Source organism: Pseudomonas sp. 43(2021), assembly GCF_017490805.1.
GTDB lineage: Bacteria > Pseudomonadota > Gammaproteobacteria > Pseudomonadales > Pseudomonadaceae > Aquipseudomonas.
In genome coordinates this window covers 105,258-119,745 of the sequence record NZ_JAFGYJ010000007.1, presented here as the reverse complement: position 1 = coordinate 119,745, position 14,488 = coordinate 105,258, and the positions used below count along the sequence as shown (strand labels likewise).

Here is a 14,488-nt window from a genome sequence, read left to right as displayed (position 1 = left end):
TCCCATAGGGATGGCGCTTCACGGACCTTTACCGGACCTTTACCTCTGCACTGACATTAAGCGGGAAGGATTGTGGTCTGATCAGTTAACCGAACCTGGCAACCTGTCAGCTCCCGCCAGGCGTTAACATGCAGAGGACCGCATCAAATGAAAAAGACCCTAACCGTGATCTGCGCCGCGCTCATGCTCAGCGCCCCCTTGGCCAGCTTCGCGCAGCCGGGCCCACCTGATCGGCATGATGGCGGCCCTGCACACCAAGGCAACCCGCCCCATGGTCAGCCACAGCACCAAGGCCGCCATGACAATGGCCGCGGTCCCGCCTACCGCGACCCGAACTTCCGCCCACAACCGGGCATGCCGGTTCCGCATCAACAGTGGCATCGCGGTCATGTGGTTGACCCGCATTACCGTGGCGACCGTTACTGGGTGACCGACTGGAAAGCACGCCACCTGTATGCTCCACCCCGTGATCACCGCTGGTTGTATGTGAACGGGGACTATGTGCTGGTGGCTATTGCCAGTGGTGTGATCGTCAACGTCCTAAGCGGTTACTGATTTCTACAGGCACTAAAAAGCCCGCTTTCGCGGGCTTTTTAGTGCCTGTAGATCTACGCGAATCAGAAGTCCAGGTTCGACACCGACAACGCGTTGCTTTCAATGAAGTCACGACGCGGCTCGACTGCATCACCCATCAGGGTGTTGAAGATCTGGTCGGCAGCGATCGCATCCTCGATGGTGACCTTGAGCATACGGCGAACGGTCGGGTCCATGGTGGTTTCCCACAGCTGGTCCGGGTTCATCTCACCCAGCCCTTTGTATCGCTGAATCGTGTGTCGCTTGGTGGTCTCGTTCATCAGCCAATCCAGGCCTTCCTTGAACTCGACGATTGCCTTGCGGCGCTCACCGCGCTGCACGTAAGCACCTTCGCCCAACAAGCTGGAAAGCTTGGCACCAATGTTGACTACGGTACGGTAGTCATTGCTGCCGAAGAAGTCCCGGTTGAAGGTGACATAGCTGGCCAGGCCGTGGGAGGTAATTTCCACTTCTGGCAACCATACGTTGCGCTCTTTGTCTTCGCGCAGGCTGGCTTTGTAAACCAGGCCGGACTTCTGGCTGTTGTTCAGACGCTCCTGGAACTGGGCCAACCAGGCTTGCATCACAGCGTGGTCACCCAGCTGCTCCAGGCTCACCTCCGGCAGGTAGATGAAGTGCTCGGTCAGCTCTTCCGGGTACAAGCGCGACAGGCGCTTGAGGGTCTTCATGACGCTACGGAATTCATTCACCAGTGCTTCCAGCTGCACACCGGAAACCGCTGGCGCCGACTCGTCCAGGTGCAGGCTGGCATCTTCCAGGGCCGACTGGGTCATGTACTCTTCCATGGCCTCGTCGTCCTTGATGTACTGCTCCTGCTTGCCTTTCTTCACCTTGTACAGCGGTGGCTGGGCAATGTAGATGTAGCCACGCTCGACCAGCTCCGGCAGCTGACGGAAGAAGAAGGTCAGCAGCAGTGTACGGATGTGCGAACCGTCAACGTCAGCATCGGTCATGATGATGATGTTGTGATAACGCAGCTTGTCGATGTTGTACTCTTCGCGGCCGATACCACAGCCCAGCGCAGTGATCAGCGTGCCCACTTCCTGGGACGAGATCATCTTGTCGAAGCGCGCTTTCTCGACGTTGAGGATTTTACCCTTCAACGGCAGGATCGCCTGAGTACGACGGTTGCGGCCTTGCTTCGCCGAGCCACCCGCGGAGTCACCCTCCACCAGGTACAGTTCGGAAAGGGCAGGGTCCTTTTCCTGGCAGTCCGCCAGTTTGCCTGGCAAGCCGGCGATATCCAGCGCACCTTTGCGGCGAGTCATCTCACGAGCTTTACGTGCCGCTTCACGGGCACGTGCCGCGTCGATCATCTTGCCAACGACGGCCTTGGCCTCGTTCGGGTTTTCCAGCAGGAAGTCGGCGAAGTACTTGTTCATCTCCTGTTCCACGGCGGTTTTCACCTCCGAGGAGACCAGCTTGTCTTTGGTCTGCGAGCTGAACTTAGGGTCCGGTACCTTCACCGAGATGATCGCGGTCAGGCCTTCACGGGCGTCGTCGCCAGTAGTCGCGACCTTGTTTTTCTTGGCCAGGCCTTCCTGTTCGATGTAGCTGTTCAGGCTACGGGTCAGCGAGGAACGGAAGCCCACCAGGTGAGTACCGCCGTCGCGCTGCGGAATGTTGTTGGTGAAACACAGCAGGTTTTCGTTGAAGCTGTCGTTCCACTGTAGGGCGACTTCAACACCCACGCCATCGTCACGCTGGACGTTGAAGTGGAATACCTGGGAGTTGACCGGGGTCTTGTTGGTGTTCAGGTATTCGACGAATGCACGCAGGCCGCCTTCGTACTTGAAGAATTCTTCTTTACCACTGCGCTCATCCTTCAGCAGGATGCCAACGCCCGAGTTGAGGAACGACAGCTCGCGGATACGCTTGGCCAGGATGTCCCAGCTGAAGTGGATGTTCTTGAAGGTTTCAGCCGATGGTTTGAAGTGGATGTGGGTACCAGTGCTTTCGCTGTCACCGACAACCGCCATCGGCGCCTGTGGAACACCGTGAACATAGGTCTGTTCCCAGATCTTGCCGCTACGGCGAACGGTCAGTACCAGTTTCTCGGACAGGGCGTTCACAACAGAAACACCTACGCCGTGCAGACCACCGGATACCTTGTAGGAGTTGTCGTCGAACTTACCGCCAGCGTGCAGCACGGTCATGATGACCTCGGCTGCCGAAACGCCTTCTTCTTTATGCACGTCGACCGGAATGCCGCGACCGTTGTCGCGCACACTGATGGATTCGTCCGGGTGGATGATGACGGTGATGTCATCGCAGTGACCGGCGAGGGCTTCGTCGATCGAGTTGTCGACCACCTCGAAGACCATGTGGTGCAGGCCGCTGCCATCATCGGTGTCGCCAATGTACATGCCGGGGCGCTTGCGCACGGCATCCAAACCTTTCAGCACCTTGATGCTGGAGGAGTCGTACGTTTGATTTTCGCTCATGCATTCACTCCCGATGGTCGTGGGTCTGGGTGATACGGCCTTGTTCCACGTGGAACAAAGCAACTGGCGTTTCCGTCTGCCAGCCTTCCCTCAGTAATTCGTGATCTACACAGGTGATGAACACCTGGCAGCGTAATTCTTCAAGCAAGCGACACAGCGCGCGGCGATGCTGGTCGTCCAGCTCGGACGGCAAGTCATCCACGAGATAAATACAGTGACCGCGGCGAGCCTGACTAACGAGGTGGCCTTGGGCAATGCGCAATGCACACACCACCAGCTTTTGCTGACCACGCGACAGGATGTCGGCTGCGTTGTTGGCAGCCAGACGAAGACGCAGATCAGCACGCTGCGGACCGGCCTGGGTATGGCCCATCTGCTGATCGCGAAGGAGAGAGGAGGCGAGTACTTCTTGCAGTTCCCGGTCCTTGTCCCAGCCTCGGTAGTAGCTCAGGGTCAACCCGTCCAGCTCGACCAGTTCGCTCAGGGTTCGCTCGAAGACGGGCTTCAAGGCCTTGATGTAGTTGCGACGGTATTCATCTATTTCCGCGCTGGCCAGGCACAATTCCCGGTCCCAGGCGGCTTGCGAAGCTGGGTCAAGTGTACCATGCCGCAACCATGAGTTCCGCTGCCGCAGTGCCTTCTGCAGCCGTTGCCAGGCAGGCAGGAAACGAGGTTCCACGTGGAACACTCCCCAATCCAGGAACTGGCGGCGTATTTTCGGAGCACCTTCCAACAGGCGGAAACTGTCTGGGTTGATGAGCTGGAGCGGTAGCAACTCAGCCAGCTGCGCCGCGCTGCGCGCGTTCTGCCCATCGATGCGAATAGTGAACTCCCCTTGCCGCTCCCGGGATACACCCAGGTTGCTGCTGCCACCCTCGGCTAATTGCACTTCGCCGAACACGGTACAGGCAGGCTGTTCGTACTGGATAACCGGGTTCAGGCGGGTGCTGCGGAATGAGCGCGCCAGCCCGAGCAAGTGCACGGCTTCAAGCACGCTGGTCTTGCCGCTGCCGTTGGCGCCGTAAAGGATGTTGATGCGGGGGGAGGGTGAGAGTGTCACCGGGTGCAAGTTGCGCACCGCGGTGACAATGATACGTCGAAGGGACATTTCGCCTGCTACGGTTACAGGCGCATCGGCATGACAACGTAGGAAGAATCGTCATTGCCGGCTTCCTGCAGCAGGGCACTGCTGTTGGAGTCGGACAGGATCAGACGAACTTGCTCGGTAGTCATCACGCCCAGCACGTCCAGCAGGTAGCTGACGTTGAATCCGATTTCCAGCGAGCTACCTTCGTAGTCCACGCTGATTTCTTCTTCAGCTTCTTCCTGCTCGGGGTTGTTGGCCTGGATCTTCAGTTGGCCAGCAGCCAGTTGCAGGCGGATACCGCGGTACTTTTCGTTGGAAAGAATCGCAGTACGGCTGAAGGCTTCACGCAGCGCCTGGCGGTCGCCGACCACCAGCTTGTCACCACCCTTGGGCAGTACACGCTCGTAGTCCGGGAACTTGCCGTCCACCAGCTTGGAGGTGAAGGTGAACTCACCGGTGGTGGCGCGGATGTGGTGCTGGCCCAGGACGATGCTCACCATGCCTTCCGGGTCGGTCAGCAGGCGCGCCAGTTCGAGGATACCTTTGCGTGGCACGATGACCTGATGGCGATCATCCTGCTCGATGGGCGCGCTCATGGAGCACAGCGCCAGGCGGTGGCCGTCGGTGGACACAGCACGCAGGGTGTTGCGGGAAACCTCCAGCAGCATACCGTTGAGGTAGTAGCGCACATCCTGCTGGGCCATGGCGAAACTGGTGCGCTCGATCAGGCGGCGCAGCTTGCTCTGTTCCAGGTTGCAGGTCAGCGAGCCCGGGCCTTCTTCCACGGTCGGGAAGTCATTGGCTGGCAGGGTCGACAGGGTAAAGCGGCTGCGACCGGCCTTGACCAACAGTTTCTGCTCGTCAACCTTGATATCGATCAGGGCATCGTTCGGCAGGCTTTTGCAAATGTCCATCAGCTTGCGCGCCGGGACAGTGATTTCGCCAGGCTCGGCCGGCTCTTCCAGTTGCACGCGGCCTACCAGCTCGACTTCCAGGTCGGTACCAGTCAACGACAGTTGCTGGCCTTGCACGACCAGCAATACGTTGGACAGGACCGGCAAGGTCTGACGGCGCTCGACGACACCGGCGACCAGTTGCAGGGGTTTCAACAGGGCTTCGCGTTGAATGGTGAAATGCATGGTCTAGTCCCTTGCCTTCAATTAGCTGCGCAGACGGCCATCAGGTCGTCAGCGTCCGCAGCAGGTTCTTGTAGTCCTCGCGGATGTCCGCGTCGGATTCCTTAAGTTCGTTGATCTTGCGGCAGGCATGCAGCACGGTCGTATGGTCGCGCCCACCGAACATGTCGCCGATTTCCGGCAGACTGTGGTTGGTCAGCTCCTTGGACAGGGCCATGGCCACCTGACGTGGACGCGCCACGGAACGCGAACGACGCTTGGACAACAGATCGGAGATCTTGATCTTGTAGTACTCGGCGACGGTACGCTGAATGTTATCCACACTGACCAGCTTGTCTTGCAGCGCCAGCAGGTCCTTGAGCGACTCACGGATCAGCTCGATGGTGATGTCGCGGCCCATGAAGTGCGAGTGAGCGATCACCCGCTTCAATGCACCTTCCAGTTCGCGGACGTTGGAACGGATACGCTGGGCAATGAAGAAGGCTGCGTCATGCGGAAGTTCGACCTTGGCCTGGTCGGCCTTCTTCATCAGGATCGCCACGCGAGTTTCCAGCTCTGGTGGCTCGACGGCCACCGTCAGGCCCCAACCAAAGCGCGACTTCAGGCGCTCTTCCAGGCCTTCGATCTCCTTGGGGTAGCGGTCAGAGGTAAGGATTACCTGCTGGCCGCCCTCGAGCAAGGCGTTGAAGGTGTGGAAAAACTCTTCCTGCGAGCGCTCTTTACGGGCGAAGAACTGGATATCGTCGATCAGCAACGCATCCACAGAACGGTAGAAGCGCTTGAATTCGTTGATGGCGTTGAGCTGCAGCGCCTTGACCATGTCCGCGACGAAGCGCTCCGAATGCAGGTACACGACCTTGGCGTTCGGGTTCTTCTTCAGCAGGTGGTTACCCACAGCATGCATGAGGTGGGTCTTACCCAGGCCCACACCACCATAAAGGAAGAGCGGGTTGTAGCCATGCTTGGGGTTGTCGGCCACCTGCCAGGCAGCCGCGCGCGCCAGCTGGTTCGACTTACCTTCGACGAAGGTGTCGAAGGTGAAGGTGCGGTTCAGGTAGCTGGTGTGCTTGAGCGCGCCTTCAACTTGCACGGTGCGCTGTTCTGTCCGGGCACTGCCGGCCGTCGCCGGAGCCGGCTCGGCCATGGCATCGAAGCTGTCACGCGAAGATGGCTCGGCCAGTTCATCGACCAGCACAGGCTCGGCCGCTGCCACAGCTACCGGTTCGACCACTGCCGGCACTGCCTTCTGTGTCTGGCTCTGCGCCTGGGTGTGCGCCAGCGAAGCGGCCACGGCGGCACTCACAGGTGCGTTGGGCGCCGCACGTGGTGCCGAGCTGCGGCGGCTGCCGATCAACAAGGAAAGGGCAGGCGCAATACCGCTGCCGTTTTCGCCCAACAGCTCGAGCAAGCGACCCAGGTACTTTTCATTGACCCAATCGAGAACGAAACGGTTAGGCGCATAGACGCGCAACTCGTCGCCTTCGGCTTCGACCTGTAGCGGACGGATCCAGGTGTTGAATTGCTGGGCAGGCAGTTCATCGCGCAGAAGCTCCACGCACTGCTGCCAAAGTTCCACTGACACGGATATCCCCTGAGTTTGAAAGCCGGATGAGGCAAAAACAAACCGCCATTGTACCGGTCGAGCGTTCAGTTATCCACATGTGGACACGCTAGGAACCATGACAAAACAGCCATTTATCGACCGAAACGGCTTCGCGGCGCTGTGAATAAGCCCTGTGGATAAGCGACCATGAGCGCTATGCACAACCCTGGGGTCAGCCCTGTTGATAACTCAACTGTGGATAAGCGTTGTTTTCATCCACAGCTTTTGACCATGAAGGAAACAAGCGCAGCACCGGTTGAGAACACAGTTGTAAAACTCTGTACAGCGCGTATTTTATGGCCTCAAGAAGGTTATCCACAGAAGGTTATCCACTTAAGATTTATAGATTCTTCAGAAAAGCTTTTTATATGTCTCTTCTTTTTTTTCATGTTGTCCCCAATTCGTGTGTCCGATCAAGCACCCCGTGGTGATGGACAAGCACGCACCGTCCATCACGTGCTCTATATGGAAAGACTGGTTGGAAATTGACCTACGGGCTTGCTTTCTCTAGAATCGCCGGTCTCTTAAAAAGGGGGCCATCCCGGCCCGTCGTCGACAAACCAGGTAATACGCCATGAAACGTACTTTCCAACCAAGCACCATCAAGCGCGCGCGCACCCACGGCTTCCGTGCCCGTATGGCTACCAAGAACGGCCGCGCTGTTCTGTCGCGTCGTCGTGCCAAAGGCCGTAAGCGTCTGGCCATTTGATTTTTCGGCACAGGTGGTGAGTCAGGACTTCAGTCGGGAAAAGCGACTGCTTACACCCCGACATTTCAAAGCGGTCTTCGACTCCCCAACCGGCAAGGTTCCAGGGAAAAACCTGCTGATCCTTGCTCGCGAGAACGGCCTCGATCACCCACGCCTTGGCCTGGTGATCGGCAAGAAGAGCGTCAAGCTCGCCGTTCAACGCAACCGCCTCAAGCGCTTGATGCGCGATTCCTTTCGTCTGAACCAGCAATTGCTTGCCGGGTTGGACATCGTGATCGTCGCGCGCAAGGGATTGGGTGAGATAGAAAACCCGGAATTGCACCAACACTTTGGCAAACTCTGGAAACGCCTGGCGCGCAGCCGGCCCGCTCCAGCAGCGACTGCCAATTCCGCAGGGGTAGACAGTCAAGATGCGTAAACTGGCGCTCGTTCCGATCCAGTTTTACCGTTATGCCATTAGTCCTCTGATGGCCAATCACTGTCGTTTCTTCCCCAGTTGCTCCTGTTACGCTTATGAAGCCATCGAAAACCACGGCCTCTGGCGTGGTGGGTGGCTAGCCGTTCGTCGCCTGGGGCGTTGTCATCCGTGGAACGACGGCGGTTTCGATCCCGTTCCTCCCGCTCCTTCCTCCCGAACTTCTTCGATAGCCGAGTAATCATGGATATTAAACGCACGATCCTGATCGTCGCCCTGGCAATCGTGTCCTACGTCATGGTCCTCAAGTGGAACCAGGACTACGGCCAGGCTGCCCTGCCGACTCAGAATACTGCTGCCAGCACTGTTGCCCCGGGCTTGCCGGACGGCGTACCGGCCGGTAATGCCGGCGCCAGCGCCGATGTACCAAGTGCCAACGCCGAAACCAGCGCAGCCGAACTGGCGCCGGTCGCGGTCAGCAAGGACCTGATCCGGGTCAAGACCGATGTTCTGGAACTGGCTATCGATCCGGTCGGTGGTGACATCGTCCAGCTGAACCTGCCGCAGTACCCACGTCGCCAGGATCATCCGGACATTCCGTTCCAGCTGTTCGACAACGGTGGCGAACGTGTCTACCTGGCACAAAGCGGCCTGACCGGCACCAACGGTCCGGATGCCCGTCCTGCCGGTCGCCCGCTGTACGCTGCCGACAAGAAGGCTTACCAGTTGGCCGATGGCCAGCAGCAACTGGTGGTCGACCTGAAGTTCAGCGATAACGGCGTCAACTACATCAAGCGCTTCAGCTTCAAGCGCGGCGAGTACGACCTGACCGTCAGCTACCTGATCGACAACCAGAGCGGCCAGGCCTGGAGCGGCAACATGTTTGCCCAGCTCAAGCGTGACGCCAGCTCCGATCCGTCGTCGAGCACCGCCACCGGCACCGCTACCTACCTGGGCGCCGCCCTGTGGACAGCTTCCGAGCCTTACAAAAAGGTCTCGATGAAGGACATCGACAAAGGTAGTTTGAAAGAAAATGTGTCCGGCGGCTGGGTTGCCTGGTTGCAGCACTACTTCGTGACCGCCTGGATTCCGGCCAAGTCGGACAACAATGTTGTTCAGACCCGCAAGGACAGCCAGGGCAACTACATCATCGGCTACACCGGCCCGGCCATCAGCGTGCCTGCTGGCGGCAAGGTCGAAACCAGTGCCATGCTGTACGCCGGCCCGAAAATCCAGTCCAAGCTGAAAGAGTTGTCCCCAGGCCTGGAACTGACCGTCGACTACGGCTTCCTGTGGTTCATTGCCCAGCCGATCTTCTGGCTGCTGCAACATATCCACAGCCTGCTGGGTAACTGGGGCTGGTCGATCATCGTGCTGACCATGCTGATCAAAGGCCTGTTCTTCCCGCTGTCGGCTGCCAGCTACCGTTCGATGGCGCGCATGCGTGCCGTTGCGCCGAAGCTCGCTGCACTGAAGGAACGCTTCGGTGACGATCGCCAGAAGATGTCCCAGGCGATGATGGAGCTGTACAAGAAAGAGAAGATCAACCCGCTGGGCGGCTGCCTGCCGATCCTGGTGCAGATGCCGGTGTTCCTGGCCCTGTACTGGGTACTGCTGGAAAGCGTGGAAATGCGCCAGGCCCCATGGATGCTGTGGATTACCGACCTGTCGATCAAGGATCCGTTCTTCATCCTGCCGATCATCATGGGCGCCACCATGTTCATCCAGCAACGCCTGAACCCGACGCCGCCAGATCCGATGCAGGCCAAGGTGATGAAAATGATGCCGATCATCTTCACCTTCTTCTTCCTGTGGTTCCCGGCTGGTCTGGTGCTGTACTGGGTTGTGAACAACTGCCTGTCGATTGCACAGCAGTGGTACATCACCCGCAGCATCGAAGCAGCCAGCAAAAAAGCTGCTGCTTGACAGGCTGCTACGCTAGCCTGTGAATAAAAACGCCCCCTAGTGGGGCGTTTTTGCTATCTGTCGTTTTTGTCGTAGAGGCTTTCGAGCATGAACACTGTGCGTGAAACCATCGCCGCCATCGCCACCGCCCAGGGCCGCGGCGGTGTGGGTATTGTCAGGTTGTCCGGCCCTCTGGCTGCCCAGGCCGGCCAGTTGATCACCGGCCGTACGCTTACCCCGCGCCACGCCCATTACGGCCCGTTCCGCGACGAGGAAGGGCTGGTGCTGGACGAAGGGATTGCGCTGTTCTTCCCCGGGCCGAACTCGTTCACCGGCGAGGACGTGCTGGAACTGCAGGGCCACGGCGGCCCGGTGGTGCTGGATATGCTGCTGCAGCGCTGTGTACAAGTGGGTTGCCGGCTGGCCCGCCCGGGGGAGTTCAGCGAGCGTGCGTTCCTCAACGACAAGCTCGACCTGGCCCAGGCCGAAGCCATTGCCGACCTGATCGAGGCCAGTTCCAGCCAGGCCGCGCGCAATGCCCTGCGTTCGCTACAGGGGGAGTTCTCCAAGCGCGTGCATTTCCTGACCGAGGCGTTGATTGCGCTGCGCATCTACGTCGAGGCGGCGATCGACTTCCCTGAGGAGGAAATCGACTTCCTCGCCGATGGCCACGTGCTGGCGATGCTCGATACAGTGCGGGGAGATTTGTCCAGAGTACAGCGTGAAGCCGGGCAGGGGGCCTTGCTGCGTGATGGCATGACCGTGGTCATCGCCGGCCGGCCGAATGCAGGCAAGTCGAGCCTGCTGAACCAGCTGGCCGGGCGGGAAGCAGCCATCGTCACCGATATTGCCGGTACCACCCGGGACATCCTGCGCGAACATATCCACATCGACGGCATGCCGCTGCACGTGGTCGATACTGCCGGCCTGCGCGATACCGATGACCATGTGGAAAAGATCGGCGTGGAACGCGCGCTGAAGGCCATTGGCGAGGCAGACCGCGTGCTGTTGGTGGTGGACTCCACCGCGCCCGAGGCCAGCGACCCGTTTGCCCTGTGGCCGGAATTTCTCGACCAGCGGCCGGACCCGGGCAAGGTCACGCTGATTCGCAACAAGGCCGACCTGAGTGGTGAGCGGGTCGCGCTGGAACAGTGTGATGACGGCCATGTGACGATCACTCTCAGCGCCAAAGGGGATGACGCAGGGCTGCAGCTGCTGCGCGACCACCTGAAGGCCTGCATGGGTTATGAACAGACCGCTGAGAGTGGTTTCAGCGCCCGCCGGCGCCATCTGGATGCCCTGCGCCAGGCCAGCGAGCACCTGGAGCACGGCCGTGCACAACTGACCCTGGCTGGTGCGGGTGAACTGTTGGCGGAAGACCTGCGCCAGGCGCAGCAGGCCCTGGGGGAGATTACCGGGGCATTCAGCTCGGATGACCTGCTGGGGCGGATTTTCTCCAGCTTCTGCATCGGCAAGTAATCCACAGCCAGGCAAGGCCGAGCGCCGCTCCTTCGGGAGCGGCTTTTTTTTGCCTCAAATTTCACAGCTCCTACGGAAATCGCGCCGCACCTGAAGGCTGTGCAGAACCCTGTGGGAGCGGGTTCACCTGCGAAGAGGCCGGTGCAGGTTCACATTTTTTCATTCGCCTACACCAATCTGCTCTCAGGAGCCCTGTGGAAAACTCGCATTGAGCTCCGTTGATAAGCAGGCTTTTTTGCTGAGGACAAACCCGCTTGTGGGTAAACAGCCATTTAATCCACAGGCTAAATCATGTTATCCATAGCCCTCATGGCACTCCAGCCACAGGGTTTAATTTTTCTCTATGCAGCATGGATAAAGGGCTGCATAACCTTATCCACAGACAGGCATGTGCATAAGAATAAACATAAAAACAAAGCTTTTTTAAATTTTTCCTCTTTGATTTCTGTTGTCTGCCATTCATCCACAGACTGGTCAAATTTTGCTCAGACGGTTTCTTTAAAGGGGCTGAAGTCCCTATACTTGTCCGCTTACCTTCTCTATTCGCAAAAACAGGCACGAGGTGCGTGGTGGATTTCCCTTCCCGTTTTGAAGTGATCGTCATCGGCGGCGGCCATGCCGGTACCGAGGCTGCGCTTGCGTCTGCACGCATGGGTGTGAAAACCCTGCTGCTGACCCATAACGTGGAAACCCTCGGTCACATGAGCTGCAACCCCGCCATCGGCGGTATTGGCAAAAGCCATCTGGTCAAAGAGATCGATGCCCTCGGCGGCGCCATGGCGCTGGCCACCGACAAGAGCGGCATCCAGTTCCGCGTTCTGAACAACCGCAAGGGCCCGGCCGTACGCGCCACCCGTGCACAGGCCGACCGCGCCATCTACAAGGCCGTGGTCCGTGAAATCCTGGAAAACCAGCCGAACCTGTGGATATTCCAGCAGTCCTGCGACGACCTGATCGTCGAGCAGGACCAGGTCAAAGGCGTGGTAACCCAGATGGGCCTGCGTTTCTTCGCCGAATCGGTGGTTCTGACCACCGGTACCTTCCTCGGCGGGCTTATCCACATTGGTCTGCAAAACCATTCCGGTGGTCGCGCCGGTGATCCACCTTCGATCGCCCTGGCCCACCGCATGCGTGAACTGCCGCTGCGCGTCGGCCGCCTGAAAACCGGTACCCCGCCACGCATCGACGGCCGTTCGGTGGACTTCTCGGTGATGACCGAGCAGCCAGGTGATACGCCTATCCCGGTCATGTCGTTCATGGGCAATGCGCAGATGCACCCGCGCCAGGTAAGCTGCTGGATTACCCACACCAACGCGCGCACCCACGAGATCATTGCCTCGAACCTCGACCGTTCGCCGATGTACTCGGGTGTGATCGAAGGTGTCGGCCCGCGCTACTGCCCGTCGATCGAAGACAAGATCCACCGCTTCGCCGACAAGGAAAGCCACCAGGTGTTCATCGAGCCGGAAGGCCTGACCACCCATGAGCTGTACCCCAACGGTATTTCCACTTCGCTGCCGTTCGACGTGCAGCTGGAACTGGTGCGTTCGATCCGCGGCATGGAAAATGCCCACATCGTGCGCCCGGGCTATGCCATCGAATACGACTATTTCGACCCGCGCGACCTCAAGTACAGCCTCGAAACCAAAGTCATCGGTGGCCTGTTCTTCGCCGGCCAGATCAACGGCACCACCGGTTACGAAGAAGCCGGCGCCCAGGGCTTGCTGGCCGGGACCAACGCTGCCCTGCGGGCGCAGGGCCGTGACAGCTGGTGCCCGCGCCGCGACGAGGCGTACATCGGCGTACTGGTCGACGACCTGATTACCCTGGGTACCCAGGAGCCGTACCGCATGTTCACTTCGCGTGCCGAGTACCGCCTGATCCTGCGCGAAGACAACGCCGACCTGCGCCTGACCGAAAAGGGCCGCGAACTCGGCCTGGTCGACGACCAGCGCTGGGCCGCTTTCTGCGCCAAGCGCGACGGCATCGAGCGCGAGGAACAGCGCCTGAAGTCGACCTGGGTACGCCCGAACACCGAGCAAGGCCAGGCCATTGTGGATAAGTTCGGCACCCCGCTCAGCCACGAGTACAGCCTGCTCAACCTGCTGGCACGTCCGGAAATCGACTACGCCGGGCTGATCGAGGCAACCGGCGGCGAAGCGATCGATCCACAGGTCGCCGAGCAGGTCGAGATCCGCACCAAGTACGCCGGTTACATCGACCGCCAGCAGGATGAAATCGCCCGCCTGCGTGCCAGCGAAGACACCCGTCTGCCTGTGGATATCGATTACTCGACGATTTCCGGCCTGTCCAAGGAAATCCAGGGCAAGCTGGGCCAGACCCGTCCGGAAACCCTGGGTCAGGCTTCGCGCATCCCGGGCGTGACCCCGGCGGCGATTTCCCTGTTGCTGATTCACTTGAAAAAACGCGGCGCTGGCCGCGAATTGGAGCAAAGCGCTTGAGTTCCCTGGTCACCCCGCAACACGCTGAAGAGTTGTCCACAGGTGCGCGCCAGCTCGGTGTCGAGCTGAGCGCCGAGCATCACGAAAAGCTGCTCGGCTATCTGGCCCTGTTGATCAAATGGAACAAAGCCTACAACCTCACCGCCGTGCGCGACCCTGACGAGATGGTGTCGCGCCACCTGCTCGACAGCCTCAGTGTCATGCCGTTTATCCACAGCGAGCGTGACAACTGGCTGGATGTCGGCAGTGGCGGTGGCATGCCCGGTATCCCGTTGGCTATCCTGCATCCGCACAAGCGCGTGACAGTGCTGGACGCCAATGGCAAGAAGACCCGCTTCCTGACCCAGGTGAAAATGGAGCTCAAGCTGGACAACCTCACGGTTATCCACAGCCGGGTCGAAGCCTTCCAGCCGGCACAACCGTTCAGCGGAATCATCTCTCGCGCCTTCAGCAGCATGGAGAACTTCACCAACTGGACCCGCCACCTGGGCGACACCGGGACGCAATGGCTTGCAATGAAGGGGCTGCATCCTGCCGATGAACTGGTAGCATTGCCCGCAGACTTCACAGTGGAAAGCGAGCAGGCCCTGACCGTTCCAGGTTGCCAGGGCCAGCGCCATCTGCTGATACTGCGCCGCAAGGCATGACTGGGAA

The 14,488-nt window shown here is 59.4% G+C and carries 13 protein-coding genes; 9 read left to right on the top strand and 4 right to left on the bottom strand.

From position 1 onward, the window contains the following. Nucleotides 1–147 precede the first annotated feature (147 nt). Nucleotides 148–555, top strand: a complete 408-nt coding sequence (locus J5M71_RS08350; protein WP_207831414.1) for an RcnB family protein — start codon at nucleotides 148–150, stop codon at nucleotides 553–555. A gap of 62 nt (nucleotides 556–617) precedes the next feature. On the opposite strand, the gene gyrB is transcribed toward J5M71_RS08350, so the two are convergent. The 4 genes from gyrB to dnaA are packed head-to-tail and all read right to left on the bottom strand — an operon-like array spanning nucleotide 618 to nucleotide 6,843. Beyond that, on the bottom strand, nucleotides 618–3,038 hold the full coding sequence (gyrB, locus tag J5M71_RS08345; RefSeq protein WP_063912295.1) for a DNA topoisomerase (ATP-hydrolyzing) subunit B: 2,421 nt from the start codon (nucleotides 3,036–3,038) through the stop codon (nucleotides 618–620). Between the two features lie 4 nt (nucleotides 3,039–3,042). Further along, nucleotides 3,043–4,146 carry a DNA replication/repair protein RecF gene (recF, locus tag J5M71_RS08340; RefSeq protein ID WP_112251663.1) on the bottom strand — a complete coding sequence of 368 codons (1,104 nt, stop codon included), beginning with the start codon at nucleotides 4,144–4,146 and terminating at the stop codon, nucleotides 3,043–3,045. Nucleotides 4,147–4,160: 14 nt separating this feature from the next. Continuing rightward, nucleotides 4,161–5,264: a DNA polymerase III subunit beta gene (dnaN, locus tag J5M71_RS08335; protein ID WP_003260019.1), complete on the bottom strand. Its 1,104-nt coding sequence runs from the start codon at nucleotides 5,262–5,264 to the stop codon at nucleotides 4,161–4,163. A gap of 40 nt (nucleotides 5,265–5,304) precedes the next feature. Next, nucleotides 5,305–6,843, bottom strand: a complete 1,539-nt coding sequence (dnaA, locus tag J5M71_RS08330; protein WP_207831412.1) for a chromosomal replication initiator protein DnaA — start codon at nucleotides 6,841–6,843, stop codon at nucleotides 5,305–5,307. Between the two features lie 168 nt (nucleotides 6,844–7,011). Here dnaA and J5M71_RS08325 point away from each other — a divergent pair, with 168 nt between their 5' ends. The 8 genes from J5M71_RS08325 to rsmG all read left to right on the top strand — a co-directional run bounded on the left by J5M71_RS08325 (nucleotide 7,012) and on the right by rsmG (nucleotide 14,481). Continuing rightward, nucleotides 7,012–7,353 (top strand): hypothetical protein, encoded by a 342-nt coding sequence (locus J5M71_RS08325; protein WP_207831410.1) that lies wholly within the window; start codon nucleotides 7,012–7,014, stop codon nucleotides 7,351–7,353. An 85-nt stretch (nucleotides 7,354–7,438) separates the two neighbouring features. Then, nucleotides 7,439–7,573, top strand: coding sequence for a 50S ribosomal protein L34 (gene rpmH, locus J5M71_RS08320; RefSeq protein WP_003253163.1), 135 nt, complete (start codon nucleotides 7,439–7,441; stop codon nucleotides 7,571–7,573). Nucleotides 7,574–7,586: 13 nt separating this feature from the next. Then, nucleotides 7,587–7,991, top strand: coding sequence for a ribonuclease P protein component (rnpA, locus tag J5M71_RS08315; protein ID WP_082888282.1), 405 nt, complete (start codon nucleotides 7,587–7,589; stop codon nucleotides 7,989–7,991). Then, nucleotides 7,984–8,229, top strand: coding sequence for a membrane protein insertion efficiency factor YidD (gene yidD, locus J5M71_RS08310; RefSeq protein ID WP_015268406.1), 246 nt, complete (start codon nucleotides 7,984–7,986; stop codon nucleotides 8,227–8,229). Before rnpA ends, yidD begins: the two co-directional genes overlap by 8 nt. A 2-nt stretch (nucleotides 8,230–8,231) precedes the next feature. Next, nucleotides 8,232–9,914, top strand: a complete 1,683-nt coding sequence (gene yidC / locus J5M71_RS08305; protein WP_207831407.1) for a membrane protein insertase YidC — start codon at nucleotides 8,232–8,234, stop codon at nucleotides 9,912–9,914. A gap of 87 nt (nucleotides 9,915–10,001) precedes the next feature. Continuing rightward, nucleotides 10,002–11,372: a tRNA uridine-5-carboxymethylaminomethyl(34) synthesis GTPase MnmE gene (gene mnmE, locus J5M71_RS08300; protein WP_207831405.1), complete on the top strand. Its 1,371-nt coding sequence runs from the start codon at nucleotides 10,002–10,004 to the stop codon at nucleotides 11,370–11,372. A gap of 569 nt (nucleotides 11,373–11,941) precedes the next feature. Further along, nucleotides 11,942–13,834 carry a tRNA uridine-5-carboxymethylaminomethyl(34) synthesis enzyme MnmG gene (gene mnmG, locus J5M71_RS08295; RefSeq protein WP_207831403.1) on the top strand — a complete coding sequence of 631 codons (1,893 nt, stop codon included), beginning with the start codon at nucleotides 11,942–11,944 and terminating at the stop codon, nucleotides 13,832–13,834. After that, nucleotides 13,831–14,481 carry a 16S rRNA (guanine(527)-N(7))-methyltransferase RsmG gene (gene rsmG / locus J5M71_RS08290; protein WP_003260025.1) on the top strand — a complete coding sequence of 217 codons (651 nt, stop codon included), beginning with the start codon at nucleotides 13,831–13,833 and terminating at the stop codon, nucleotides 14,479–14,481. The genes mnmG and rsmG overlap by 4 nt, the downstream gene beginning before the upstream one ends. Nucleotides 14,482–14,488 lie beyond the last annotated feature (7 nt).